The 24,931-nt window shown below is 43.1% G+C and carries 22 protein-coding genes; 17 read left to right on the top strand and 5 right to left on the bottom strand.

Features of this window, described 5'->3' with window-relative positions:
- Nucleotides 1-249 precede the first annotated feature (249 nt).
- The 13 genes from Q8J82_RS11270 (at nt 250) to Q8J82_RS11210 (ending at nt 13,618) form a co-directional block, all read left to right on the top strand.
- A complete protein-coding gene (locus Q8J82_RS11270; RefSeq protein ID WP_304891542.1) occupies nt 250-531 on the top strand; it encodes a DnaJ domain-containing protein in 282 nt (93 codons plus the stop codon).
- Nucleotides 528-1,019, top strand: a complete 492-nt coding sequence (locus tag Q8J82_RS11265) for a hypothetical protein (protein WP_304891543.1) — start codon at nt 528-530, stop codon at nt 1,017-1,019. The genes Q8J82_RS11270 and Q8J82_RS11265 overlap by 4 nt, the downstream gene beginning before the upstream one ends.
- A gap of 56 nt (nt 1,020-1,075) precedes the next feature.
- Nucleotides 1,076-1,747 (top strand): hypothetical protein, encoded by a 672-nt coding sequence (locus Q8J82_RS11260; protein ID WP_304908274.1) that lies wholly within the window; start codon nt 1,076-1,078, stop codon nt 1,745-1,747.
- 45 nt (nt 1,748-1,792) lie between these two features.
- Nucleotides 1,793-3,037 (top strand): hypothetical protein, encoded by a 1,245-nt coding sequence (locus tag Q8J82_RS11255; protein ID WP_304891545.1) that lies wholly within the window; start codon nt 1,793-1,795, stop codon nt 3,035-3,037.
- A gap of 488 nt (nt 3,038-3,525) precedes the next feature.
- The gene (gene gdhA, locus Q8J82_RS11250; RefSeq protein WP_304908276.1) at nt 3,526-4,878 is read left to right on the top strand and encodes an NADP-specific glutamate dehydrogenase; all 1,353 of its coding nucleotides are present in this window, start codon (nt 3,526-3,528) and stop codon (nt 4,876-4,878) included.
- Nucleotides 4,879-5,019: 141 nt separating this feature from the next.
- Nucleotides 5,020-5,259: a VF530 family protein gene (locus Q8J82_RS11245; protein ID WP_304891547.1), complete on the top strand. Its 240-nt coding sequence runs from the start codon at nt 5,020-5,022 to the stop codon at nt 5,257-5,259.
- 153 nt (nt 5,260-5,412) lie between these two features.
- Nucleotides 5,413-6,012, top strand: a complete 600-nt coding sequence (locus tag Q8J82_RS11240) for a hypothetical protein (protein ID WP_305327029.1) — start codon at nt 5,413-5,415, stop codon at nt 6,010-6,012.
- An 85-nt stretch (nt 6,013-6,097) separates the two neighbouring features.
- Entirely contained in the window at nt 6,098-7,855 is a 1,758-nt protein-coding gene (gene ycaO / locus Q8J82_RS11235) for a 30S ribosomal protein S12 methylthiotransferase accessory factor YcaO (RefSeq protein WP_304891549.1), read from the top strand.
- A gap of 15 nt (nt 7,856-7,870) precedes the next feature.
- The gene (locus Q8J82_RS11230; protein ID WP_304908278.1) at nt 7,871-8,332 is read left to right on the top strand and encodes a YhcH/YjgK/YiaL family protein; all 462 of its coding nucleotides are present in this window, start codon (nt 7,871-7,873) and stop codon (nt 8,330-8,332) included.
- Nucleotides 8,316-9,050 (top strand): tRNA (5-methylaminomethyl-2-thiouridine)(34)-methyltransferase MnmD, encoded by a 735-nt coding sequence (gene mnmD, locus Q8J82_RS11225; protein WP_305328321.1) that lies wholly within the window; start codon nt 8,316-8,318, stop codon nt 9,048-9,050. The genes Q8J82_RS11230 and mnmD overlap by 17 nt, the downstream gene beginning before the upstream one ends.
- Nucleotides 9,040-10,293, top strand: a complete 1,254-nt coding sequence (gene mnmC / locus Q8J82_RS11220; protein WP_305328320.1) for an FAD-dependent 5-carboxymethylaminomethyl-2-thiouridine(34) oxidoreductase MnmC — start codon at nt 9,040-9,042, stop codon at nt 10,291-10,293. The genes mnmD and mnmC overlap by 11 nt, the downstream gene beginning before the upstream one ends.
- 9 nt (nt 10,294-10,302) lie before the next feature.
- Complete coding sequence (locus Q8J82_RS11215) at nt 10,303-12,402, top strand: tetratricopeptide repeat protein (RefSeq protein ID WP_305328319.1); 2,100 nt, start codon at nt 10,303-10,305, stop codon at nt 12,400-12,402.
- Nucleotides 12,403-12,520: 118 nt separating this feature from the next.
- Complete coding sequence (locus tag Q8J82_RS11210) at nt 12,521-13,618, top strand: PilT/PilU family type 4a pilus ATPase (protein ID WP_305328318.1); 1,098 nt, start codon at nt 12,521-12,523, stop codon at nt 13,616-13,618.
- 11 nt (nt 13,619-13,629) lie between these two features.
- Here Q8J82_RS11210 and Q8J82_RS11205 read toward each other — a convergent pair whose 3' ends face one another.
- Nucleotides 13,630-14,532, bottom strand: a complete 903-nt coding sequence (locus Q8J82_RS11205) for a DMT family transporter (protein ID WP_305327367.1) — start codon at nt 14,530-14,532, stop codon at nt 13,630-13,632.
- Between the two features lie 107 nt (nt 14,533-14,639).
- On the opposite strand from Q8J82_RS11205, the gene dapC reads away from it, so the two are divergent.
- On the top strand, nt 14,640-15,845 hold the full coding sequence (dapC, locus tag Q8J82_RS11200; RefSeq protein ID WP_304890447.1) for a succinyldiaminopimelate transaminase: 1,206 nt from the start codon (nt 14,640-14,642) through the stop codon (nt 15,843-15,845).
- Nucleotides 15,846-15,864: 19 nt separating this feature from the next.
- Here the strand turns inward: dapC and miaA are convergent, their stop codons facing one another.
- The gene (gene miaA, locus Q8J82_RS11195; protein WP_305252114.1) at nt 15,865-16,812 is read right to left on the bottom strand and encodes a tRNA (adenosine(37)-N6)-dimethylallyltransferase MiaA; all 948 of its coding nucleotides are present in this window, start codon (nt 16,810-16,812) and stop codon (nt 15,865-15,867) included.
- Nucleotides 16,813-17,136: 324 nt separating this feature from the next.
- Here miaA and Q8J82_RS11190 point away from each other — a divergent pair, with 324 nt between their 5' ends.
- Nucleotides 17,137-17,511, top strand: a complete 375-nt coding sequence (locus tag Q8J82_RS11190; RefSeq protein WP_304908284.1) for a DUF6394 family protein — start codon at nt 17,137-17,139, stop codon at nt 17,509-17,511.
- 41 nt (nt 17,512-17,552) lie between these two features.
- Complete coding sequence (locus Q8J82_RS11185; RefSeq protein ID WP_304891701.1) at nt 17,553-19,265, top strand: TrkA family potassium uptake protein; 1,713 nt, start codon at nt 17,553-17,555, stop codon at nt 19,263-19,265.
- A gap of 125 nt (nt 19,266-19,390) precedes the next feature.
- Here Q8J82_RS11185 and Q8J82_RS11180 read toward each other — a convergent pair whose 3' ends face one another.
- Together Q8J82_RS11180 and mutL are read right to left on the bottom strand one after the other, a co-directional pair.
- Nucleotides 19,391-20,029: a class I SAM-dependent methyltransferase gene (locus tag Q8J82_RS11180; RefSeq protein ID WP_304891702.1), complete on the bottom strand. Its 639-nt coding sequence runs from the start codon at nt 20,027-20,029 to the stop codon at nt 19,391-19,393.
- A 1-nt stretch (nt 20,030) separates the two neighbouring features.
- A complete protein-coding gene (mutL, locus tag Q8J82_RS11175; protein ID WP_305328317.1) occupies nt 20,031-21,923 on the bottom strand; it encodes a DNA mismatch repair endonuclease MutL in 1,893 nt (630 codons plus the stop codon).
- A gap of 73 nt (nt 21,924-21,996) precedes the next feature.
- Between mutL and Q8J82_RS11170 the strand changes: the two genes are divergently transcribed.
- Complete coding sequence (locus Q8J82_RS11170) at nt 21,997-23,535, top strand: helicase-related protein (RefSeq protein ID WP_305327370.1); 1,539 nt, start codon at nt 21,997-21,999, stop codon at nt 23,533-23,535.
- On the opposite strand, the gene Q8J82_RS11165 is transcribed toward Q8J82_RS11170, so the two are convergent.
- Nucleotides 23,532-24,908, bottom strand: a complete 1,377-nt coding sequence (locus Q8J82_RS11165; protein WP_305328316.1) for an MBL fold metallo-hydrolase RNA specificity domain-containing protein — start codon at nt 24,906-24,908, stop codon at nt 23,532-23,534. The genes Q8J82_RS11170 and Q8J82_RS11165 overlap by 4 nt on opposite strands.
- Nucleotides 24,909-24,931: the final 23 nt, after the last annotated feature.

Below are 24,931 nucleotides of genomic sequence, written 5' to 3'. Positions count from 1 at the left end.
AAAGGCCCTGCAGAGATGTAGGGCCTTTTCGTTGGTGCTGTAATTTTCTCTGTACAGGCTATTATGTTAGCGAATTTTATCAATACTTATCAACTATACGAGCAATCAGCCCTACCCTTTAGCTTTAACATAATTAAGAGGGATAACCATTTGCTCCTTAATTTCAGGATGATGGGCTTAATAAAAGTTACACTCTGAATTAAGTAATATAAACACGCTTGTTAACAGCACTAAATTGGGTGGATAAAATTGAAAGATTACTACGCTGTTTTAGGCATTGCAGCTAACGCGAGCCTAGCCGAAATAAAAACCACTTACCGCAAGTTGGCATCTCAATTCCATCCTGACAAAAACTCGGCAACTGATGCTCCTGCAAAGTTCAGGCAAGTGCAGGAAGCCTATGAAGTACTTTCCGATGTTGATAAAAGAAAGACGTATGACGAAAACCGCAGACGTAGTTTATTGGATAGTCCGATAGACACTGCACATGAAATTTGGCAGACCTACATAGATGGAATATTAAAACGATGAGAATATCGCGCTACTTTACTGACCTGATGGCTACCTACGTGGCCGATATTGATGATTTAAAAACAGATTCTGGCGGTGATGATGTGTTGACTGAACGACTTAAAGAAAAACGCTCACAGATACCAGACTTAATGCCTATGATTAAGACCAATCCTGAGATGATGGCGGTTATTTTTCATAAAAGTGTTGTGATTAAAAAACCGGAAATTATCATGAGTTATCTTGATAAAGAACCTGCTAAGTTTCCATCGTGGGACGCGATTTCTTCCAGTGTTCAGTTTCAACATTGGGCGAATGATTTCGTTGAAAAACTAAAAGCCGAAACAGGTGGTGAGCAGTTTTTATTAACCGCCGTAATGCTGGAGCATCTGTATGCACTGTATGAGGTGAGTGAAGATGCTATTGAAGAAATGGAAGCAGAAGAGTCAGATGACCTTGCTGAATCTGGCGGAGAGTGGCTATCTGAACATGGGTTCGACAGCCATTAGCCCTAGGAAAGACTCAATACCCATTAGTAGATTTTAGAGAATGAAATAGGATAAAAATGACACATTTAGTCGTTGTAGAAGCAAGAAACCTTATTCAGTCTGGCGACATAGTCAGAGCCGAGGCTTTACTGTCCGCCCTAGTTGAAACCGAAGGTGATTATGCGCTGGTAGAGGTTCTTGATGAGATGCCATCAAAAGATTTATTAGCGGTAATCCGTGAATATGACTCATCTAAACAGTCACTATTGAATTTATTGATTACCCCTGAACAATTTGCACGCGTGGTTGTTTTAGACCGACTCTATAAAGATATGTCCCATGAACATCTGCGCGGAATGATTAATTCGGTGATTTTTAGAGAGGATGCCGATGCTAACGAATTTATTGCGGCAATCGCCGAACTGGAATTCGGTTATGAGGCATTGGCCGATTACCTATCTGATCGCGCAGAAGAAGTGGCAGGAGAGACATTTGCGGCACTAGAAACAGAAGATATAACACGCGCAGAAATTAGCGATCATGACTGGAAAGAGCTTACTTGGTTACTACGCCATGAACATGCAGATATTTACAATATAGTACATGCTCTCTTAAAAGTTAAGCTTGAGGAAAAATCAATCCCTGAAGTTGTGCATATTACTGAAGGTGATGAAGAAGTAGTAGTGAATAACGACCCTGTAGAAAAAGTAACCCGGGGCGATGATGAGGACGAAGATTCTGCGATTTAAGTAATATCCTTTATACGCAGCCTTTTCATCATTTAACAGCCACCTATGACACCTGCTAAAAATACACAATCTGTTGCATCGTATGACAATGCACCTTTCTTTGAAAAAGCATTTAGACATGCGGTTCAGCACGGCCTCATTAATCAGGCACGGGTCGATGAGATTATCAATGATGCGGCCACAGGCTCTCTTCAAATTACTGAATATTTTGCTGAATCCACTCATCTCAGAAAAAACCTGGAAGCTTCAATGAAGCGTATGGTGAGTCTGGTCAGCTTATATCTTGAAGATACAACGGATGGCGAACTGGATAGAGCAGCACAACTTTTAAAAGAAAAACCGTTCCGGGCACTATCTCGCGGTGGATCGCAAATGCTGAAAGCGCTCTACAGCATGCCAGAAGATGATCACTTCGGTTCTCCCCGGCTTGATTCTGAGCGTGAATTCTTAAAAAAATGTTTAATCAAAGGGGTGCCTGTAGCAAAATTTAGGCAAACATTTATAGATTGTGAACGGTTCAAAAGAAATATCGATTTTGCCACTTTGCTAGCAAAGAAAATTGGAGCACCTATCAATCAACTGAATGAAATGCATGCATCGGCTGAACACGTCATTCGAACAGTATTGTTATCTTTGGCATATAGCACAAAGAAAGTCGCGAGCAATAAATCCGGCTTTCCTGATGAAGCAGGTTTGTTTGACATTTTCACCTCAATTCGCAAAGAGTATGGGTTTCTGGGTGATGTAACTTGTAGAACCAAATTTATAGATGACTTGCCTGCTGAATTTCAAGGCTATGCCAAAGCAGTTCTCACAAGCGTTAAAAATGATGATGTTCCTAAAGTAACCAATCAATCCGTAGCGCTAGAATCAGTGTTAAACGACCTCAAAGACCGCAAATACTTTTACTTGCATGATCAGCTAAATGATGTGAGTCGGTTCGATAAAATGCTTGCAGTAGACTGGTTTGCGCTAACAGGTGGTACGGAGGAGGATTCATTGCTTCTTACCTTATTCCTTTGTGCGGCGGCAGGGATAGATCAAAAGACTATGTTAAGAGTGAGTGAAGCAAAAAAAGCGGTGTTAAATATTCGTGAAAATGGACTTTTACAAAATGAAGTGCTCAATCTAATCAAGAAGGCGCCCCATGAAGAGATAGAGCAACTTCGGTCATTATGGGCTGACTTTATTGAAGAAGCTACGCCGTATCTGTTAGATCGTTCAGATGAGAAGTTAAATGAAGTCTTGATGTATTTATCTGAACGCTGCAATATCCAGAAAGCAAAATAATATGACTTTGGTCAAAAAAACAATGCTTAACTTCCTAACAACAAGCATAGCATTCTCCGTTGCTGTGTAGCTCATATAAACAACGTAAAATTGATACGTATTAAGCGTTCAATCAACATGGCGTTTACAAAAAACACTTAAACTTCAGAAAAATTCAGGCACTTCGCAACTATCTGGATTGAGAAATACGCATGATTACCACCTTATACAGATCACTTGTTAAACTTTTATTACAGAGCGACAACAAATCTCACTTGTAAAAATGCACATCTATGCTGTAAAGTCCTATCCGCACCTTTTTTGTGCAAAAACTAATAATTGATACTTAATTGCACTTTTTTTGTGCGAAATTCAATTATTGATACTTACTAGCACGTTTTTGTTCGTGGTTAATTGTTATACCTAACTAAAGATTCAAACCCCTGATGGATACGCGATATTTAATCCATCTATTGATTTTGACAATTTAAATTTGAAAAAGGAGCATCATGCCTTACGTAGCGGATACTATCGCCAAATTAAAGAAATCCAGCCCAGCCGAGCTGGAGTTTTATCAAGCTGTTGAAGAAGTCTTAGTTTCTTTACGCCCATTGCTGGATAAAAACCCAAAATACAGGCAACACGGCATTATTGAACGTATTGTAGAACCAGAACGCCAAATCTCTTTCCGCGTATCTTGGATTGATGATAAAGGTCACGTACAAGTCAATAAAGGTTATCGCGTACAATTCAATTCAGCTATTGGCCCATATAAAGGCGGCATCCGTTTTCACCCAACCGTGTATTCAGGCATTATCAAGTTTTTGGGGTTTGAACAAATTTTCAAAAACGCATTAACCGGCCTTGCCATTGGTGGTGGTAAAGGCGGCAGTGACTTTGACCCTAAAGGTAAATCTGATAATGAAATCATGCGTTTCTGCCAATCTTTCATGACAGAACTGTATCGTCATATTGGCGCTACTATCGACGTGCCTGCAGGTGACATCGGTGTAGGTGGTCGTGAAATCGGTTATATGTATGGTCAGTACAAACGTATAACAGGTAGCTATGAAGGCGTATTAACGGGTAAAAAACTTAATTGGGGCGGCTCATTAGCACGCACTGAAGCGACAGGTTACGGTGCGGTTTACTTTGCACAAAACATGCTTGAAGGTCGTGGCGATACTTTGGAGGGTAAAACCTGTGTCGTTTCTGGCGCAGGAAATGTGGCGATTTATACCATACAAAAACTGCACCAATTAGGTGCTAAAGCGGTAACTTGTAGTGACTCACGCGGCATGATTTACCATGAAAAAGGCATTGACTTAGCATTACTCAAACAACTGAAAGAAGTTGAAGGAGCATCACTAGAGAAATACCTGGAAACGCATAAAGACGCAAAATACACACCAGTAAGCGAATACCCGGCAGGTAGAAATGCTGTTTGGTCTGTTCCTTGCCAAGCGGCTTTCCCAAGTGCAACACAAAACGAGTTGAACGTAGAAGACGCTAAAGCGCTATTGAAAAATGGCTGTGTATGTATCTCTGAAGGTGCGAACATGCCTTCAACACCTGAAGCGGTTGAAGCTTTCCTGAAAGCTAAAATATGCTACGGCCCTGGTAAAGCAGCCAATGCTGGCGGCGTTGCAACCAGCCAGTTAGAAATGGCACAAAACGGCAGTATGCAACAATGGACGTTTGAAGAAGTGGATGCCAAGTTAAAGGTCATCATGAAAAATATCTATATTCGCGCAAGTGAGGCGGCTGCAGAGTTTGGCGAGCCAACTAACCTGGTATTGGGTGCCAATATTGCGGGCTTCCGTAAAGTGGCCGATGCGATGATTGATCAAGGTGTAGTTTAAGTAAAAGTTATAACGCTGCTTTAATTTAAAAACCGCTGCTGTAAAGTTGCGGTTTTTTTATTCCTTTTTTTATAATATCATTCAAAACTATAATTAAACCTCTAGCTTTTGTTTAAGCTGAAAGAACTGCAGAAAATCATAATGCCTCAAACTAGCACCTCGCAAAATCAGCACAATAATCCTTTGCATGGCATAACCTTAGAAACAGTTGTTAGGGCGTTAGAGGCTAAATTTGGCTGGGCTGAATTAGCTGCACGCATACCTGTGCGCTGCTTTAGCAATGACCCCAGCATTGCATCCAGTCTAAAATTTTTACGCAAAACACCGTGGGCTCGCGATAAAGTTGAGGCGCTTTATCTACTGACGCTGCAAGACACTTAATCTAGAAAAAACTAACCAAACCAAGCCTGATTGATACAAAGTTAATGTCACCACCAGACAATTACTTATAACAACCTTCAAAACATCAACAAGTTGTTCATACCGTTTATACTGACAATACCAAGGTCATCAAACTATTAAATAGGATTTAACGTGAACGAGCGTATTCAGCAATTACTTGACCAAATGAACGTGCTTGAAGATGAACTTCGCACCGCTCTAAGCGAACAGCCATCAACGATGTTTTTTCAAATTAAGGGCAAGCGTGTTGAATTTGAACAATCCATCAAAGAAACACACCGCAGACTCAAAAGAAATTTTTTTCGCTGGCTGATAACCGACCGACCACAGAACCTGATTACCGGGCCTATCATTTACGCGATGATTATTCCCTTACTGGTGACTGATCTGTTTGTGAGTTTTTATCAACTGACTTGTTTTCCGATTTATGGCATCAAGAAGGTTCGCCGGGCTGATTACATTATTTTTGACCGGCAAAACTTGAGTTATCTGAATTTTATTGAAAAATTTCACTGTACTTATTGTGCGTATGGCACGGGCATGATTGCTTACATTAGCGAAATTGTGGCAAGAACAGAGCAATACTTTTGCCCAATTAAACATGCTAGAAAAGTACTAAGCACGCATGCGCGCTATTCGCGCTTTTTGGATTTCGGTGAGGCGGAAAACTACGAAGCCAAACTTGAAGAATACCGTCAGGCTTTATCAGCAAATAATATAGATAAAAAATAATACCGTCTGGACTTACCACACTCTATTGATCGTGTTGTCACTACAGCATGATATTCTGTCACCCTTTTTACCAAGAGCCTTCCAAATGACTGCAAATTCAACCACAAACGAAACCTTTATACCGAGTAAAGATGCCTCTCTTGAATCATCCATTAGCACGCTGCAAGGCAAGCTAGAGGCTTTAGGTATTCATGTAATCGAGCAATCATGGTTGAATGAGATTGAAGGCATTTGGTCTGTGCATGTGATAGACCGCGACTGCACTCGCCTGTTTACCAACGGTAAGGGTGCATCACAACTTGCTGCCCGTGCCAGTGCGCTGGGGGAGTATTTTGAGCGTTTAAGCACCAATTACTTTTGGACGCATTTTTACTTAGGCGAAACCATCGCTAACAAAGATTTTGTGCATTATCCGAATGAGCAATGGTTCAAAATCAAGGGCAATAAATGGCCTAAAGAGCTGCTGACACCTGAGTTGCAAAAATTTTACAACCCTGAAGGCACAGCAGTTGCCAGCCAGCTCATTGATTTGAATTCAGGCAATAAAGAACGTGGTATTTGTGCGATTCCTTACACACGTTTGCGCGATGATAAAACCGTTTTATTCCCGGTAAACCTCATCGGCAATTTGTATGTAAGTAACGGTATGAGCGCTGGCAATACGTTGATGGAAGCCCGTACACAAGCACTTGCAGAGATTTTTGAACGCGACATCAAATACAAAATCATCCGCGAAGGCATTTGCCTGCCTGATGTGCCAGAAGAAGTGATTAACCGTTATCCGCGCATCGCCGCCGGCATTAAGGGTTTGCGCGATGCTGGTTACGGCATCTTGGTGAAGGATGCTTCACTCGGTGGTCAATATCCTGTGATGAACGTCACCCTACTCCATCCAGAAGACCAAGGTTGTTTTGCCAGCTTTGGCGCGCATCCACGCTTTGAAGTGGCTTTAGAGCGTGCACTGACAGAGTTATTACAAGGCCGAGCGCTTGGTAGCTTAAAAGGCTTTGTCGCCCCAGGTTTCGATATGGAAGAAATTGCCGATTCACAAAACTTAGAAATCCACTTTGTAGATTCCAGCGGTGTTATCAGTTGGAACTTCTTACGTAGCACTCCTGATTACGAATTTGTAGATTGGAACTTTGGCACCACAACTGAAGAAGATTACAACTGGTGTGTCAACACCATTCACAATAGCGGACATGATATGTACATTGCGGACTTCATCCACTTAGGCGTTTACGCTTGCCGCATCTTTGTACCAGGCATGTCAGAAATCTACCCGGTAGAAGAGTTAGAATGGGAAAACAACACCGTAGGCAATTTGGTGCGCCCTTTTGCCCTGAGATTACAAGAACTTAGCCAAGATGAATCTACCAAACTGCTAGAAACCTTATTAGATTTAGACTTGGCCGATGAACTACCTGTCACCACTTTAATCGGCCTATGTGCTGACCCTAACACCACTTGGGTGGATTTACGCGTTGGAGAACTTAAAGCCCTAGCCGCTTTAGCTGCTGGTGACACCGATTCTATCTTAGACGGCTGCGCCTGGATTGCTCAATTTAATGAACTCAAGCCAGAGCGCGCACGCGTGTATCGTTGTGTAAGTAACTTAGTACAAATAAAAGAAGAGCTTGCTGCAAATGAATTCGAAAGTGGCGACACAGGCCTATTCGAAGCTAACCTGCAACTCATGTATGGCACTGAAACCCTGCAGCAAGCACAACGCCTAATCAATCGAGAAGAACAGTATTTTGGCTTAGGTAATTTAGGTGTAAATATGGAAGGCAGTAAAATGCACCAACAATTATTAGCCGCTTACCGTAAAGTTTGGCAATAGTCGAGGGATATTCTCATGATTTTTGATACGATTGCAAACGCTGAGCGCTACGCCCGATTACACCCCATGTTTCCTCAAGTGTTTGAATATATAAAAAATACAGACTTACATTTGCTCGCGTCTGGGCGACACTCTATTGCAGGTGATGACTTGTTCGCCATTGTAGAGCGTGTTCCGGGACGTTCTCGCGAAGTCGCGCAATTAGAATGTCATCGCAAATACATCGACATACAGTTAGTGCTAGATGGAACAGATGAAATGGGCTGGAAATCGCTTTCAGATTGCCATCAGCCGGTAGATGTTTACAATGCCGCAAGTGATATTCAATTCTTTCACGACACCCCTGCCACCTGGTTGTCTACACCGCCAAATACTTTCTGCATATTTTTTCCTGAAGATACCCATGCACCACTAGTTGCTGCAGAGAATATTCACAAAGTCGTCTTTAAAATCGCGGTAAATGCGAGTGCCGAATAAACCTAAAAATTACATTGCAAAAGTAGAATGGCGAAATGGCCAGCCCTATGCCAGCGCATTTGATGATGTTTATTTTTCTACCGACAACGGTTTACTTGAAACTGATTATGTATTTTTGCAGGGCAATCATCTACAAAGCCGCTGGCAAAACTTAACTGCAAAAAACTTTACCATTGCCGAAACTGGCTTTGGTACAGGCTTAAATTTTTTATGCGCCGTTAAACTATGGCTAGAAACCACACCCCAGGATGCAGCTTTACATTTTATTAGCGTAGAGAAATATCCGCTAAACTTACCGGATATAACGGCAGCATTGACCATGTGGCCTCAATTACAAGGGTTTAGTGAGCCACTTTTAGCGCAGTATGTACAACTCATTAGCGGCGTAGAAACCATCACGCTGTTTAACAATCGTATCCGCTTAACAATTTTAATCGGCGACGCAACAGAGCGTTTAAGCCAGATAGAAAATAAAATTGATGCATGGTTTTTAGACGGCTTTGCACCAGTCAAAAACCCTGACATGTGGCAAGCTGTATTATTTGAAGAGATGGCTAGACTTTCATACCCAACCGCCACTTTTTCTACATTCACCAGCGCTGGAGAGGTGCGGCGAGCGTTAATCAAGGCTGGATTTTCAGTCAGCAAACAAACTGGTTTTGGTAAAAAACGTGAAATGCTGATTGGGTATTTTGTTGGGAATGTTCATGACGCATAAAACAGCGATTGTGATTGGCGGCGGTATCGCGGGGTGTAGCACTGCTTATGCATTGGCGACTCGTGGCATTCAAGTCACATTATTCGAACGCAATGATAAGATAGCCTGCGAAGCCTCTGGAAATCCACAAGCGATGCTTTACCCACGTTTAAGTGGCGATGATGATGCAAGCCTATTCGCGCTTGAAAGTTATTTGTATAGTTTAAATTTCTTTAAATCGCTCAATCTCAATCCTGCTGACATCAATATTTGCGGCATGCTACAACTGGGCTTCAACCCAAGAGAGTTAGCCCGCATTCAAAAAGTCGCCGCACAAAATCATGCCGAAGAGATTTTAAAATACCTCACAGCTACCGAAGCTAGCAGCATTGCTGGCATCACATTGAACCATGATGCGCTGTATTTTCCTGGCGCCGCCTGGGTAAATCCGCAACAACTTTGCAAGCGTTTAACCGAGCATGAAAATATCTCAGTAAAAACATTAAGTTTAGTTAATAATATATTGAAAAATAATAATTTATTTGAGATTTATTCTGCTGATAAAATAATTGAAAAAGCTGATTTACTCATCATTGCAAATGCCAACGAAGCACAAAATTTAGGCTTAAGCCTCCATTTAAAAACACAGGCAGTGCGTGGGCAAGTGAGCATTCTTGCAGCTACAGATACCAGCCAAAAGCTTAAATCAATAATATGTAGTGATGGTTACCTGAGCCCAGCGGTAAATAATCAGCATTGCCTGGGGGCAACATTCTCAACAGAAAACACTGATTTAGCGCTTGACGATTACGACCACCTTGCCAATTTGGCAAGGCTTAAAAGCTTTTCAATACCTCTATATGAAAATCTTAAACACAACATCACAAATGGCCGCGTTTCACTCAGATGCTCTACCTCCGATTACTTTCCATTACTGGGTGAGTTGTTAGATAACACCGCATTGAAATCTGCCCCACCCCGCCCAAATGCAAAACCAGAGACATTGCCGTGGATAAAAGGGCTTTATATCAATGTGGCGCATGGCAGTCGTGGCTTTACCAGCGCGCCCATGTGTGCGGAGCTTTTGGCATGCTTAATCTGCGATGAAAACCATCCTATGCCAGCAGGGTTAGCAGGTCTATTGAACCCGAACCGTTTTACACTGAAAAAATTAGGTTTAAAGAAATTGGCAAAAATGGTTGCAAGTTCCAACGTATCTGCAAGTTACAACTTGACTGTAAGTTCAAATCGCATTTCAGGTTAAAATTAGCGCATGCCTCAAGCTCACTATTTAACCGCACTGCAACATTATCGCAACAATCAGCTAGAGCAAGCTGAGTCGGTACTTCAACAAGCGCTTGCCCTGCAACCCAATCATGCGGACGCGTTGCACATGCTAGGCGTAATTTGCTACCAAACCAACCGAACATCACTGGCAGTGCAGCACATTGCCAAAGCCTTAAAAATCAGCCCGCGTAATCTTGATTACTTGAATAACTACGGGCTTGCATTGAGCGCAGACAACCAACTGGATGCCGCCGTCAAAAGCTTTCAGCAAGCGATACTGCTGCAACCTAAAGACTTAGATGTTCAACTAAACTTAGGCAATACTTTATTGACGCTGAATCGCTATGAAGAAGCTGCAGGTTATTATCGCCGGGTATTACGCGCATTGCCAAAACAGGATGATATAAGGGCTGCTCTTTGCCATTGCTTAACATCACTAGGAAACGAGGCACAGTCTATCGGCAACTACACACAAGCCGAAGCATGTTTTCAAGAGGCGTTACTTTTTAATGCACAAGACTCAGTCTTATACTACAACTTAGGCAATGCACAGCGAGAGCTTGGCAAATCGGCTGAAGCGGCAAAACAATATCAAAAAGCCACTCAACTATCGCCAAATGACGCTGATGCTTATAACAATCTGGGTAATGTTCAGCGTGAATTAGGCCAACTGGATTTGGCGATTGAAAGTTACAAACAAGCGTTAAGCATCAACCCCGCGCTATACCATGCCAAAGTGCATTTAGCACACCAAAAACAACACATCTGCGACTGGCAAGGCTTGCAAGAAGATATTGCCGAAATTCGCCATTGGGTGAAAAACCTGCCTCAAGCGCAAATATCCCCTTTTGCTTTTTTAGCGATGCCAACCACCACAGCGGAAGAACAAAAAACCTGTGCAAATAACTGGGTAAAGAATCGGTATGCAGCACTGATTAAACAAGGTGAACAGCTTAATTTCACCTACCTGCCGAATAACAATAAAAAAATCAGAATTGGTTATTTATCTGCAGATTTCAGATTACATCCACTTGCGTTTTTAGTGAGTGAACTCATAGAACTGCACGACCGCACAATATTCGAAATCGTGGCATTTTCCTATGGCGTAAATGACAAATCAAGTGCGAGAACCAGACTAGAAAAGGCGTTTGATCAATTTCATGACATTCGTCATTTATCAGAAATAGATGCCGCAAAAAAAATAAATGCCTGCAACATCGATATTTTGGTCGATTTAACCGGCTTCACGCAGACCAGCCGCAGTGGCATTGTCGCATTGCGTCCCGCGCCTATCAATGTCAACTGGCTTGGCTTTCCGGGCACGATGGGCGGCATTAATGAAAAACCGCTATACGATTATATTCTGAGTGACAGCTTCATTAGCCCCCCGGATTCTGCACATAATTATGCCGAAACATTAGCCTTGTTGCCGCATAGCTATCAACCGAACGACTGTAAACGCCCAATAGGTAAGCTGCCCAGTCGCGAAGCCTGCGGTCTGCAAGACAACGCCTTTGTATTTTGCTGCTTTAACCAAACTTTCAAAATTACGCCTGATATTTTTTCTATATGGATAAGCCTGCTCAAAGCATTGCCTAACAGCGTGCTTTGGCTACTGGACTGCAATACTTGGGCAAAACAAAATTTGATTCGCGAAGCCGCACTACAAGGCATCTATGAAGATCAGTTGATATTCGCACCGAGGGTTTCCATTGCCGATCATCTGGCACGTCATGTACATGCAGACTTATTTTTAGATACGCTTCCATACAATGCTCATACGACTTGTAGCGATGCATTATGGATGGGCCTGCCAGTATTAACTTGTGCTGGCGACACCTTTGCAGCACGCGTAGCGGCTAGCTTACTGAATGCTGCAGACATGACTGATCTTATTACATACTCACTGCAAGATTATGAAAATAAAGCGCTTTATCTGGCAAATAACCCTTCGAAACTGTTGGAACTCAAACAAAAATTGCTTGCGACTAAGATGACTTCTAATTTGTTTGATACAGATAAATTTTCCAAGTCACTTGAAGAGATTTATCAAAAAATTTACTCAGCTACTCCCCTCGCTCCCTGAGCCTGTCGTAGGGTCGCATACCCTTCGACAGGCTCAGGGAGCATAGTGAATACTTTTATGATAAAGTCACACAGATAGTTTTTTACTAAGATTTTTAAAAGAAATATAGGAATAAATCATGGCAGCAATCGACATCAGCCCCATCTTGAAATTCATGCTGGATAAAGGTGGTTCGGACCTTTTCTTTAGTACTGGCGCATCTATTCACATTGAGATTGAAGGTGACACATTGCCTATCAATGCTCAAGTCATGACGCCTGGCATGATTAAGGAAATTGCTTATTCGCTCATGAGTCCAGATCAAATCATGGAGTTTGAATCTATTTTAGAGTGCAATTTCGCTATTAGTAAAAAAGATGTCGGACGCTTCCGTGTCAACGTTTTTAGACAACGCGGCGAAGTTGGCATGGTTATTCGGCATATCAAAACGGATATCCCTTCAATTGATTCACTTGGCTTACCTGCTGTGTTGAAAGATTTAATATTACGTAAACGTGGCCTGATCTTAGTGGTTGGCGCTACCGGCTCAGGAAAAACCACCACCCTTGCCTCTATGATTGATCACCGCAATACAACAAGTAACGGGCATATTCTCACGCTTGAAGACCCCATTGAATTTATCCATCCGCATAAAAAATCAATCGTTGATCAACGTGAGGTGGGAATTGACACACTATCATTTGAAAACGGTCTTAAAAACGCCATGCGCCAGGCACCTGACGTAATTTTAATCGGTGAAGTGCGTGATATGGATGGCATGAAAAACGCCATGGCTTACGCAGAAACAGGTCATTTATGCCTTGCCACCCTGCACGCCAGCAATGCTAACCAAGCGCTTGAACGCATTATTTCCTTCTTCCCAGAAGATGCCAGAGCGGGTTTACTGCTGGGTTTATCAATGAACTTAGTAGCGATTGTTTCTCAGCGACTTATTCCGGGCACGCAAAGCAAACGTGTTGCTGCAACTGAAGTCATGATTAACACACCTTACATCGCCGAACTGATTCAAAAACAAAAAATGGGCGATATGAAAGACATTATGGCTGATAGCAATGATATTGGCATGAACACATTCGACCAATCATTATTCAGATTATTCAGCAATGGTAAAATTGATGACGAAAATGCGCTTGCAAATGCTGACTCACGCAATGACTTATCACTTAAAATGCGTTTTGCTGCTGAAGGTGCACGTAACAGTAGTTTCGGCAGTTAATCTGTATGGATTTAATCACCATGGTTAAATGCCGCAAATATTGCGGCAGCTATAATCAAACTGCCGCCTATCCATTCATTAATTGCCATCGTTTCATGCGCTAAATAATAGGATGCGATTGCGGCAACCACCAACTCAAACAAAAACAGCACTGAAGCACGTGTCGCAGGCATTCTTGTGACACCGTATTGCACTAACAACGTCGCCGCCATTAACAATATGGCAATTAAAATCATGACCAGCCAGTTAGATAAACTGAATACACTTGGTGCTGAAATAGCATTATTTGAAAATATTATAAACACCAGTGATACCGCCAACACACCCAGCCAGACCGCAAAAGATTTAGCCCGAATACTTAAATGGGTGGATTGCCGTGTAATTACGTTGGTAATCGAAAAGCCCATGCCAGATGACAAAGCCAGCCACTCTGCCGTGTTTTTAGGTAATGGCAAGCTGCTCACCTGTGGATCATATAACATGATAAATGCACCAATAAGCGAAACGGCAATGGCAATATAACCGACCAGTTGCGTCTTTTCCTTAAGCCAAAAGTGCGCCAGTATCAGCGTCCAAAGTGGTGATAAATAGAATAACAGCATCACACGCATGACTTCGCCATCAATCACAGCCAGCACGTAAGCCAGATTCGTCCAGCCTGCAACAATGCCTAGCCAGATAATACTAAACGGCAGATTAAAAATACCGCGCCAATATTTAGCGAAATAAATCCCTGCAATAACTGTTGCAATGCAATATGTGTAAAAACTTGACACCGCACCGGAAACGCCAGCCTCTGCCATGATACGGTACGGATACCAAATAATGCCCCAGCATAGCGCACCAAACAGTAATCCAAACACGACAAGGTAATGGCCTGATGCATGATGTTGTGGTTGATTGGCGTTATTCATATTGTCATTTTTATTCTTTAGCTCGATAGTTGCTAGTTTAATAGTTACTTCAAAAAAATTTGGCTCTAAATTTTGGTTAGTGCGTGCGCTATATTACAATACTGGCTATGAATCCAAACCTTAACCTACTGCAACCCTATCCTTTTCAACGCCTACGCGATTTATTTAAAGGAACAACGCCGAACGTTAACTATTCTGCGATTAATCTTTCAATTGGTGAGCCTAAGCATGCCACACCACATCTCATTAAAGACGCGCTGGTGAATAACTTATCAGGCTTAGCTAGCTATCCTACGACTATAGGTTCAATTGAACTACGCACAGCGATATCCAATTGGATTTCACGCCGCTACGGTATTCCAGCACCGAATCCTGATACGTCTATTTTACCAGTCACAGGTAGCCGCGAAGCACTTTTTGCATTTGCGCAAGTCGTCATTGACAGTTCAAAGACTAAACCAATTGTCATTTCACCTAATCCCTTCTATCAAATTTACGAGGGTGCCGCATTTTTGGCAGGCGCAGAACCTTATTTTTTAAATACATTACCCGAGAATCAACATGCAATGGATTTTGAAAGTGTACCTGTTGATGTTCTTAATCGTACTCAACTTGTGTATATATGCAGTCCTGGCAACCCATCAGGCAAAGTAATGAGCCTGGATCAATGGAAAACCATTTTTGAATTATCTGACAAATACGGCTTTATCATCGCTGCAGATGAGTGCTATTCCGAGATTTATTTTGATGAAGCAACACCTCCGCTAGGCGCACTTCAAGCAGCTCACAAACTTGGTAGAGATTACAATAATCTCATTATTTTCAGCTCGCTGTCTAAACGTTCAAACGTACCAGGTATGCGCTCAGGTTTTGTGGCTGGCGATGTAAGAATTATTGAGAAGTTTGCGCTCTACCGCACTTATCATGGTTGCGCTATGAACCCTGCGGTGCAGGCCGCCAGCATGACTGCCTGGAATGACGAAGCCCACGTGATTGAAAACCGCAGACTTTATGCAGAAAAATTTAAAACAGTTACCCCGCTTTTAAAAGGCGCTTTAGCGGTTGAAATGCCAGATGCTGCGTTTTATTTGTGGGCCAAAATAAATCAAGCAAATGGCCGTAACTTATCAGACACCGAGTTTGCACTAAGATTGTATCGCGAGTTTAACGTCACGGTGTTGCCAGGCAGCTATTTGGCGCGTGAGGCGCACGGCATAAATCCAGGGCAAAATTTTGTGCGTTTAGCTTTAGTAGCAAACTTAAATGAATGTGTTGAAGCCGCTAATCGTATTCAAAAAATGTGTGATTTATAATTAATCCAATACATTAATATTAAATGTTAATGTATTGATTTATTTTATTAAATACAAATTCATTCAGGTTTACATCTAAGCAATCCAACTGCACAATATCATCCATACCGCGTAACCATGTCAGCTGACGTTTTGCCAACTGCCGCGTGGCAAAAATGCCTCTATCGCGGAATTCAGCCACATCATAATCACCTTTTAAATACTCTAAAGCCTGCCGATAGCCGACACATCGCATCGAAGTAGATTCTGGCGTTAGTGTCGGGTATTTCGCAATCAACGTCCTGACTTCATCCACAAAACCAGCAGCCAACATTTGGTTGAATCTAAGCGCGATGCGCTCATGCAGCACTTTGCGGTCGCTTGGTACTAAGGCAATTTTAAGTAAATTGTACGGTAAAACCTCAGCCGTTTGTTTGGCATAAAGGGCAGACATCGCCTCGCCCGTAATTTCAAATACTTCTAAAGCACGTTGAATACGTTGCGTATCGTTAGACTCTAGTCGCGTGGCGGTGATTGGGTCTATCAGTGCCAGTTTTTCATGCATAGCTGGCCAACCAATCAATGCAGCGCGCGCATCAAGCCTAGCTCTTATAGCTGGATTTGCCTCAGGCAAACCACTTAAACCCTCTTGCAAAGCTTTAAAGTACAGCATCGTACCGCCCACTAATAACGGAATTTTTCCGCGTGCTGTAATGTTAGCCATCAACCGCAAAGCATCACTTCTAAAGTTCGCCGCAGAATATGCGCTAGTAGGCTCAATAATATCAATCAAATGATGCGGCGCTTTAGCCAATGTTTCTGCATCAGGTTTGGCCGTGCCAATGTTCATGTCGTTAAACACCAAAGCAGAATCAACGCTGATGATTTCAACAGGCAATTTTGAAATAAGCTCAACCGCCGCGCCAGTTTTACCGCTGGCAGTTGGGCCCATTAAGAATATGGCTGGGGGTAAGGTTGTTAAATTCATCTGACTTATTTATCAATAAACCTAGTACGTATAGGTGAAGTAAAACTTAAGGCTTGTATAATACCTGTTCTTAAGCAACTATTATGTTAGGGTCTCTCTATAAATATAAGTTTCCAACCGTAAAGGTCATCACCACCAATCTAAGCCGCTAAAGCGACAAGATTGGTGCGATAAATTAGACAAGGCGCGAACAAAAAATAACGACGCGGTATACAGTTGATATATAAGAAGTTATTTTTTGTGAGCAACGCCGTATAATAACGAAAGTTGTATTTATAGAGGCATCCATTATTCATTAAACACTCTATGTAGCGGACTTAACTCATGAATTTAGAAAAAGTAGTTTTTGGATTTTTTATCGTATTGGCGATGACGCTGAATTTTGGTTTTTTTATCGGGGATATAGACAACCCCAGCCATCACCATGTTTATGAGCTTTATGCCGCCATAGTTGTCAGCCTGATTGCCACAGTACTTAAATTTGGCGACCGTACGCATGTTGGTGCAATTTTGCTATCAACTAGTCTGGCAGCTGACTTACAACTCATTACAGCCGCGATTTTATGGGCGGCGCTTGATGGAAAGATGGACGAAGCCAGCCTAACGGTCTATATCGTTTCTCTTTCTGGTGGCGCACTGATGGCAAACTTTATTTCGGTTATTCTGCTTATTGCTGAAACCATTAGTCAACGACGTTAACCGTTAAATTACTCTAACGCTACTACGGTAATCACTCCGACATGGATAGCATTCTTTTTCTGATATTACGTCGTTTACGGCGACCCCTGATTTTTATTATCGTAAGCTTTGGGATTGCAATTATTGGTCTCACGCTCATGCCAGGCACTGACGACAAAGGTCATCCATGGCACATGAGTGTATTTCAAGCGTTATACGTCATCAGCTATACTGCTACCACCATTGGTTTTGGTGAAGTACCCTACCCATTTAGCCAGGCGCAGCGAATGTGGATGACTTTTTCGATATATTTAACGGTCATTCCATGGTTTTACGCTATCGGTAAAATCATCACTTTATTACAAGATCCAAGCCTGCGCCTGGCAATGTCCACCGAGCGTTTTGCCCGCAGTGTGCGGCAACTACAAGAGCCTTTTTATATTTTATGTAGTTATGGGGAATCAGCAAGTGTATTAGCAAAAGCCCTGGATGAAAAAGGTATGCGCGTTGTGGTGATTGAACCACAACAAGAACGCTTAACTGAATTAGAGCTAAGCGACACGAGAAGCGTCATTCCCTATATTTGCGCAGATGCAAAGCTACCAGAAAATCTCATCCGAGCGGGTGTTCATCACCCTTTATGTAGTGGTGTAGTCACGCTAACCGACAACGATGAAGTTAATCTGGCCGTAGCAGTAGCCGTCAAATTGATGAATCCTGATTTACCAGTGCTGGCACGCGCTGAACGCGACGACATTGCCGCTAATATGGCCTCTTTTGGCACAGACCATATCATTAATCCTTACACTTTATTTGGCGATCAATTAGCGATACGTGTGCATGCGATTGGAACCTATATTCTGCATGAATGGCTCACAGACATTCCTGGTGATACGATTCCGCCACCTGAAACGCCACCTAGAGGGCAGTGGGTCGTGTGCGGTTATGGTCGCTTTGGAAAGTCTGTTATAAAAAACCTGGAGCGAGAGCATATCAGCGCAACGATTGTGGAAGCCATGCCGCAATTAACGGGTTGCGAACAATATATTCTTGGCAGCGGCACTGAAGCTAAAACACTGATTGAAGCTGGCATAGAAAGCGCCGTGGGCATTGTGGCTGGCACAGACAATGACATTAACAATTTATCAATTGTAATGACCGCTTATGAACTTAATCCAAAACTTTTCGTGGTGATACGTAAAAATAAACGGCACAACGATACATTATTCAAACAGTTCAATGCTGACATCACCATGCAGCCTACAGACATTATCGCGCATGAATGTTTAGCGCATATGATTTCACCTATGCTGGCGCAATTTCTTGCACTTGCGCGAAATCAAAGTAATTCATGGTCAAACCAACTCATCAGTAAACTGGTTGGCAAAGTGGGCGAACTAGTACCCGAAACTTGGGCGGTTACCATTGACCAACAAGGCGCGCCTGCAGTGGCAGCGTTTTTAAGCAAAGGGCATCCCGTATCACTCTACAATCTCACACAAGACCCGACAGACCGCGAACAACAGCTGGATTTAGTCCCACTCATGCTATTGCGTGACAACATGCCTATACTCGTACCAGACACCTTTACCACGCTTGCAATCGGCGACCGTATACTGTTCTGTGGTCGCCCTGCCGCAAAAGCCACATTACCCATATTGCTTGATCATGTAAAAACATTAGCCTACATTTTGGATGGTGTAGAGGTACCAGACAGCATTGTTTGGAGGTGGCTGAAAACTAAATTGCAAGCCAATTGCGCATCTCATACATAATAATGGAACTTTAGGTGTGTCATTCAATATGACTCTGCATCAATAAACAGCCAGAGGTAAAACTATCATTGTTACATTCCGCATACCGATATTGACTCAACTTACCATCAATCACACAAATTGAATTACTGACTTAGCACGCGAAAATAGCAATAGTTAAATTGCTGCACATTACCACCTGGCGTGTGATGCTGCACTTCTTCATGCGCAATCAGTGTAAATGATTCACCCAACGCTTCATGCAAGCTATTGGCGCTGTAGCCCACCGTATCTAAGCCGCTACACTTCATCGGACCATCCTCGGCAAATGTGGCGATAATAACATGACCATTAGGTTTAACCGCATGCAGCATATTTTGAATATAGGCTTGCCTATCGTCCGCCGAGGTTAAAAAGTGAAACACTGCGCGGTCGTGCCACACATCGACACTGTGCGCGGGTAATGTGGCTTTTGTAATATCAGCCATCAGCCAATTCACTTGATTGGCGCGTGATTCTAAGCGATTTTTAGTGGCTAATAATGCTTTTTCTGAAATATCTAATACAGATACATTGCTGTGTCCGCTTAACAATAAATCATCAACCAATGTTGAAGCGCCACCGCCCACATCAATAATTGCTGCCAATTGATTGACACCAGTTTTTTGCAGAAAACGCAACGAATCTTCTGCATGCGGCTGAAACCAACTCACTGTATCAACGGCTTTTGTTGCATACACTTGATTCCAGTGCATTTTTGGTTCTATCGCATTTTGGTCTGCCATGTTATTTGCCCCGCATAAACATTTTATCCAAGTCACTCATACTTACCTGAAACCATGTTGGGCGACCATGATTGCATTGTCCAGAACGTTCAGTGGCCTCCATATCGCGCAGTAAAGCATTCATTTCAGGAATAGTGAGACTTCGATTGGCGCGCACGGCAGCATGGCAAGCCATAGTACCAAGCAATTCATTTCTGCGTTCTGTAAGTGCTCGGCTCGCGCCAAATTCACGTAAATCACGCAGCACATCTCGTGCAAGTGTTACGGCATCTACATCTTGCAGCATGCTAGGTACTGCGCGCACTGCAAGTGTGGTAGGCGACAGAATAGCAATATCAAACCCTAGTTGTTGCAAGCTACCCTGCCCGCTACTAAGTTCCTCTTGAACCGTGGCAACTTCTAATCTGTCTGCATTGAAACTAACTGGTAATAGCAATGGCTGCATGGCTACCGTTTTTGTGTCTAGCGCATTTTTCAATTGCTCGTACATTATACGTTCATGTGCGGCGTGCATATCCACTACCACCAAACCTTGCACGTTTTGCGCCAACACATAAACACCGTGAATTTGTGCTACAGCAAACCCAAGCGGAAAGTCATTTTCAGCATGATTTTCACTAAAACTCTGTGCAAAACTGGCATCGCCAGCAGATTCGTCCCTATTGGTCTGCAAGGCAGTGTTGATTGACTGGCTGTTTGAATAGTTTTGCGCGCTATTTTTGTGACCGCCAAATAAAGTCTGATAAAAACTATTTGGCTCATTAGCACTTAAATTGATTTGTGACTGGTATGTCGGATACCCTTCGACAAGGCCTGTCCTGAGCTTGTCGATGGACTCAGGGCGAACGAGGTTTGCGCTACCAAACGGATTAAACGCAGCCTGATTCGCTGTTGCTCCGCTCGAAATACCCGTTGGCGTAGCGAGTGCTTTATGCAGAGAATGAAAAATAAAGCGATGAATGGCTTGCCCATCCCTAAACCTAACCTCGGTTTTACTTGGATGCACATTCACATCCACCAAAGTTGGATCTAGCTCTATAAAAAGTACATACGCCGGATGACGGTCATGATGCAGAACATCTTGATAGGCTTGGCGAATAGCGTGAGAAATAAGCTTATCTCGCACAAAGCGGCCGTTCACATAGACATATTGCGTGTCACTTTTATTGCGATTAAATGTCGGCTTAGCAGCCACACCCCATAACCGTAAACCAGCTGCGGATTCATCCACACTAATCGTTTCTGAGGAAAATTCTGATCCTAATACCTCGCCAAAACGTTTTTCTGGTGTGCTAATGGCGTAGCGGCTAAGTGCTCTGCCATTATGTTGCAGCATAAAGGCCACATCTGGACGCGAGAGCGCTACGCGTTCAAAAGCTGCTTCACAATGACCAAACTCGGTGCCCTCAGTCTTTAAAAACTTGCGCCGCGCTGGCGTGTTAAAATACAAATCGTTTACTTCAATGATGGTGCCAGCATCAAGTGCAGCAGGCTCAAGAGGTGTTATTTCACCGCCTTCCGAAGCTATGCTCCAAGCATGTTTGGCCTGAGCATAACGACTGCTAATCTGCGTGCGTGATACTGATGCGATACTCGCTAATGCCTCACCGCGAAAACCCAAGCTGGCGACTGCTTCTAAATCCTCTAACGAGGCAATTTTGCTGGTAGCATGTCGTGTAAGCGCCATCGCCAAATCATCTTGTGCAATGCCTGCACCGTTATCCGCCACGCGCAATTGCTTAACACCGCCTTGCACCAGTGACACCTGAATATCAGTGCTGCCAGCATCCAGGCTATTTTCCAGCAACTCCTTCAAGGCAGAAGCTGGGCGTTCCACCACCTCGCCCGCAGCGATTTGGCTAATCAGTTGGTCTGGTAATAGTTGTATGTGCATAAACTTTTCTGTTGATATATCTTTACTCAGATACATTGGTATTTTACCTGTTTTAAGATAAATTCTTGAAAGTATGAAATCAATCCCACTAAACTTAACTCAAAACAGCTTTGTTGAAAGCTTCACTCTGGCACGCTTACTTAAAAGGCACCATCACTTTTACTTAGGACCTACCAATTCAGGCAAAACGCATCATGCCTTAATCGCGCTGCAAAATGCCGAGTCTGGTGTTTATCTGGCACCGTTGCGCTTGCTTGCCATGGAGATTCGCGACAGACTGGTGGCTACGGGTGTGCCATGCAACCTCATTACAGGTGAAGAACGCGTAATGATGAATGGTGCCCAGCATACGGCTTCTACGATAGAAATGATGAACCCGGGTAAATCAGTCGAAGTCGCGATTATTGATGAAATTCAAATGTTACAAGATCCGGAACGTGGCAGCGCATGGACAGCCGCGTTGATTGGTGTCCCGGCTAAATTCATATTTGTATGCGGCTCAAACGCAGTTACAGCACCTTGCATAGCCGCAATTGAAGCGATGAATGAAACACATGAAATCACTTATTTAGCGCGCATGACGCCGTTAGTGCTGGAAAATGAAAGTATTTGTGGATCGCGCTACAGCCGCCAAAAACTAAAACCTAAACTACAAAAAGGTGATGCAGTCATCGCCTTTAGCCGCAAAGATGTCCTGACTTTTAGCGCACGCTTCCGTCAATGGGGATTTACCGTAGCAAGTATATATGGTGCGCTTTCTCCAGAAGTCCGACGCACAGAATCGACGCGCTTTTGCACTGGTGAAGCCGATATTTTAGTAGCAACGGATGCCATTGGTATGGGTTTAAATTTGCCAATACGCCGCGTAATTTTCTCTAATATTCACAAGTTTGATGGTGTAGCTTCTCGCCACTTAAACGCAACCGAAGTGCGCCAGATTGCTGGGCGTGCAGGACGTTTTGGTATTTACCCTACAGGTTATGTCAGTGTGCTTGAAAATGATGAGCTTATTCATATTGAGCACATGTTAAATACGGATGATACTTCTGAATTAACTAAACTGCCCATTAATATTAGCTTTAAACAAATTGGTGATATTTCTGAAAAACTTCACACACGAAAAATTGCAGAAGTGCTAGATTTCCATCAGATGAGAACTAAATTCAACTCCGAACTGTTCGCACAAACCTCGCTGAGTAATCAGATTTCACAGGCAGTCTTGGTAGATAATCACGCACCTGATATGTCATTGAAAGATAAATATATATTTGTTTGCGCGCCCATCTCGCTCAATGTGGCATTTGAAAAAGACTATTACTTGTTGTGTTTGCAGAGCGTTGCGCAGTCACAAAAACGTCACCTGCCAACCCCGCCAGTTTGGCTAGAATCAGTTAGCCCTAAATATTTGGAAGCCGCAGAATTGCTCAGCCATAACCTAAGCTTATATGCATGGCTGAGTTTTAAGTTTCCGGAGATTTTTGTAGATGGTGAACAGGTTAAAACCTTGCGACAACGCGTAAGTCGCTACATAGAAAACGCTCTGCTCACCCAGGCAGGCTTTGGCGACACCACCAAAGAAACTGATTACTCGCTGAGAAAAAGAAAATATTAGGTCAGCGTAACAGTTTCAAGATAATCAGGCACAATAACCTGCCAATGAAGCTGCTCCTCAATGTGTAAGCGCATTGCGTCCGCTGCAACCGGCTCACCGTGTGTAATAAAGGTCTTCTTTGGCTTTGATTCAAAACCACCCAGCCAGGCAATAATCTCAGCATAATCTGCGTGTGCAGATAAGTTAGAAACAAGCTCCACATCGGCGCGCAGAGGCACATATTCACCATGGATTTTAATGCTGTCAACCCTATCCAGCATAGCCGCACCGCGCGTTCCTGCAGCCTGAAAGCCAACAAATAGAATGGTATTTTTTGGGTCTGGTGCAAATGCTTTTAAATGATGCACTACACGTCCACCGGTAGCCATGCCGCTTGCCGATAGAATAATCATCGGCCCTGCAGTTTCATTCAGCCGCTTAGACTGTTCTACGCTGTTAACCATATGCGCTGTACGGTTTAGCGCACTACATTGTTCAGGTGTTAATCGATGTTCGCCACTATGGTGAGTGAAGATCTCCGTCGCATCTACCGCCATAGGGCTATTCAGGTATACGGGAATATCATTAGAGATAGCGCCTGACGACTTAAGCAAATGAATGTAATAAAGCAGCTCTTGCGCCCGACCAACAGCAAACACAGGAATAATCACAACGCCTTTGCGCTTTACCGTTTTGTTAATGACTGCAGCTAACTTAATTTGCGGATCTTCTCGATCATGCAAACGATTGCCATAGGTAGATTCAAGCACCAGATAATCCGCCTGTTTTATGCGTACGGGCGGCCTCATCAATATATCATTGGGTCGACCAATATCACCCGAGAAAACAATCGATGTTTTTTTATTGCTGATTTTCACAAATGCAGAGCCTAGAATATGTCCATTAGGCGAAAACCTGAGCGTCAGATCATCTCCTAAATCGACATCTTGCTCAAAATCAACTGCTGTCAGCAGTTCAAGCGCATTTTTAGCATCTTCTTTTGTATAAAGCGGCAATGCAGGATTATGCTTTGAAAATCCGCGTTTATTGGCGTACTCAGCTTCTTCTTCTTGCAGATGAGCAGAATCAGGTAACAAAATCTCGCATAAATCACGTGTTGCATCGCTACAATAAACCTTGCCGGAGAACCCATTCTTAACAAAAAGCGGAAGATAACCACTATGATCGATATGGGCGTGCGTTAACACAACAACATCAACATCGCGAGGATTGACTGGCAACGTAGCCCAGTTTTTAAGGCGTAACTGCTTAAGCCCCTGAAATAATCCGCAATCAATCAAAATACGCTTAGAAACACCTGCGTCAGTTTGGCAGCTAAGCAGATATTTTGAACCTGTTACAGTGCCTGTTGCACCGAGAAATGTTAATTCCATATCTGATTACCCCTAATGATTGG

Origin of the sequence: Methylotenera sp. (assembly GCF_030684185.1) — a bacterium.
Lineage (GTDB): Bacteria > Pseudomonadota > Gammaproteobacteria > Burkholderiales > Methylophilaceae > Methylotenera.
This window is presented reverse-complemented; position numbering and strand designations above follow the sequence as displayed.

Bases quoted from the DNA above. Each gene is read 5' to 3' on its own strand.
- Q8J82_RS11265 (WP_304891543.1), top strand. From the start codon at position 528: ATGAGAATATCGCGCTACTTTACTGACCTGATGGCTACCTACGTGGCC.
- Q8J82_RS11260 (WP_304908274.1), top strand. From the start codon at position 1,076: ATGACACATTTAGTCGTTGTAGAAGCAAGAAACCTTATTCAGTCTGGC.
- Q8J82_RS11255 (WP_304891545.1), top strand. From the start codon at position 1,793: ATGACACCTGCTAAAAATACACAATCTGTTGCATCGTATGACAATGCA.
- gdhA (WP_304908276.1), top strand. From the start codon at position 3,526: ATGCCTTACGTAGCGGATACTATCGCCAAATTAAAGAAATCCAGCCCA.
- Q8J82_RS11245 (WP_304891547.1), top strand. From the start codon at position 5,020: ATGCCTCAAACTAGCACCTCGCAAAATCAGCACAATAATCCTTTGCAT.
- ycaO (WP_304891549.1), top strand. From the start codon at position 6,098: ATGACTGCAAATTCAACCACAAACGAAACCTTTATACCGAGTAAAGAT.
- Q8J82_RS11230 (WP_304908278.1), top strand. From the start codon at position 7,871: ATGATTTTTGATACGATTGCAAACGCTGAGCGCTACGCCCGATTACAC.
- mnmD (WP_305328321.1), top strand. From the start codon at position 8,316: ATGCGAGTGCCGAATAAACCTAAAAATTACATTGCAAAAGTAGAATGG.
- mnmC (WP_305328320.1), top strand. From the start codon at position 9,040: ATGACGCATAAAACAGCGATTGTGATTGGCGGCGGTATCGCGGGGTGT.
- Q8J82_RS11215 (WP_305328319.1), top strand. From the start codon at position 10,303: ATGCCTCAAGCTCACTATTTAACCGCACTGCAACATTATCGCAACAAT.
- Q8J82_RS11210 (WP_305328318.1), top strand. From the start codon at position 12,521: ATGGCAGCAATCGACATCAGCCCCATCTTGAAATTCATGCTGGATAAA.
- Q8J82_RS11205 (WP_305327367.1), bottom strand. From the start codon at position 14,532: ATGAATAACGCCAATCAACCACAACATCATGCATCAGGCCATTACCTT.
- dapC (WP_304890447.1), top strand. From the start codon at position 14,640: ATGAATCCAAACCTTAACCTACTGCAACCCTATCCTTTTCAACGCCTA.
- miaA (WP_305252114.1), bottom strand. From the start codon at position 16,812: ATGAATTTAACAACCTTACCCCCAGCCATATTCTTAATGGGCCCAACT.
- Q8J82_RS11190 (WP_304908284.1), top strand. From the start codon at position 17,137: ATGAATTTAGAAAAAGTAGTTTTTGGATTTTTTATCGTATTGGCGATG.
- Q8J82_RS11185 (WP_304891701.1), top strand. From the start codon at position 17,553: ATGGATAGCATTCTTTTTCTGATATTACGTCGTTTACGGCGACCCCTG.
- Q8J82_RS11180 (WP_304891702.1), bottom strand. From the start codon at position 20,029: ATGGCAGACCAAAATGCGATAGAACCAAAAATGCACTGGAATCAAGTG.
- mutL (WP_305328317.1), bottom strand. From the start codon at position 21,923: ATGCACATACAACTATTACCAGACCAACTGATTAGCCAAATCGCTGCG.
- Q8J82_RS11170 (WP_305327370.1), top strand. From the start codon at position 21,997: ATGAAATCAATCCCACTAAACTTAACTCAAAACAGCTTTGTTGAAAGC.
- Q8J82_RS11165 (WP_305328316.1), bottom strand. From the start codon at position 24,908: ATGGAATTAACATTTCTCGGTGCAACAGGCACTGTAACAGGTTCAAAA.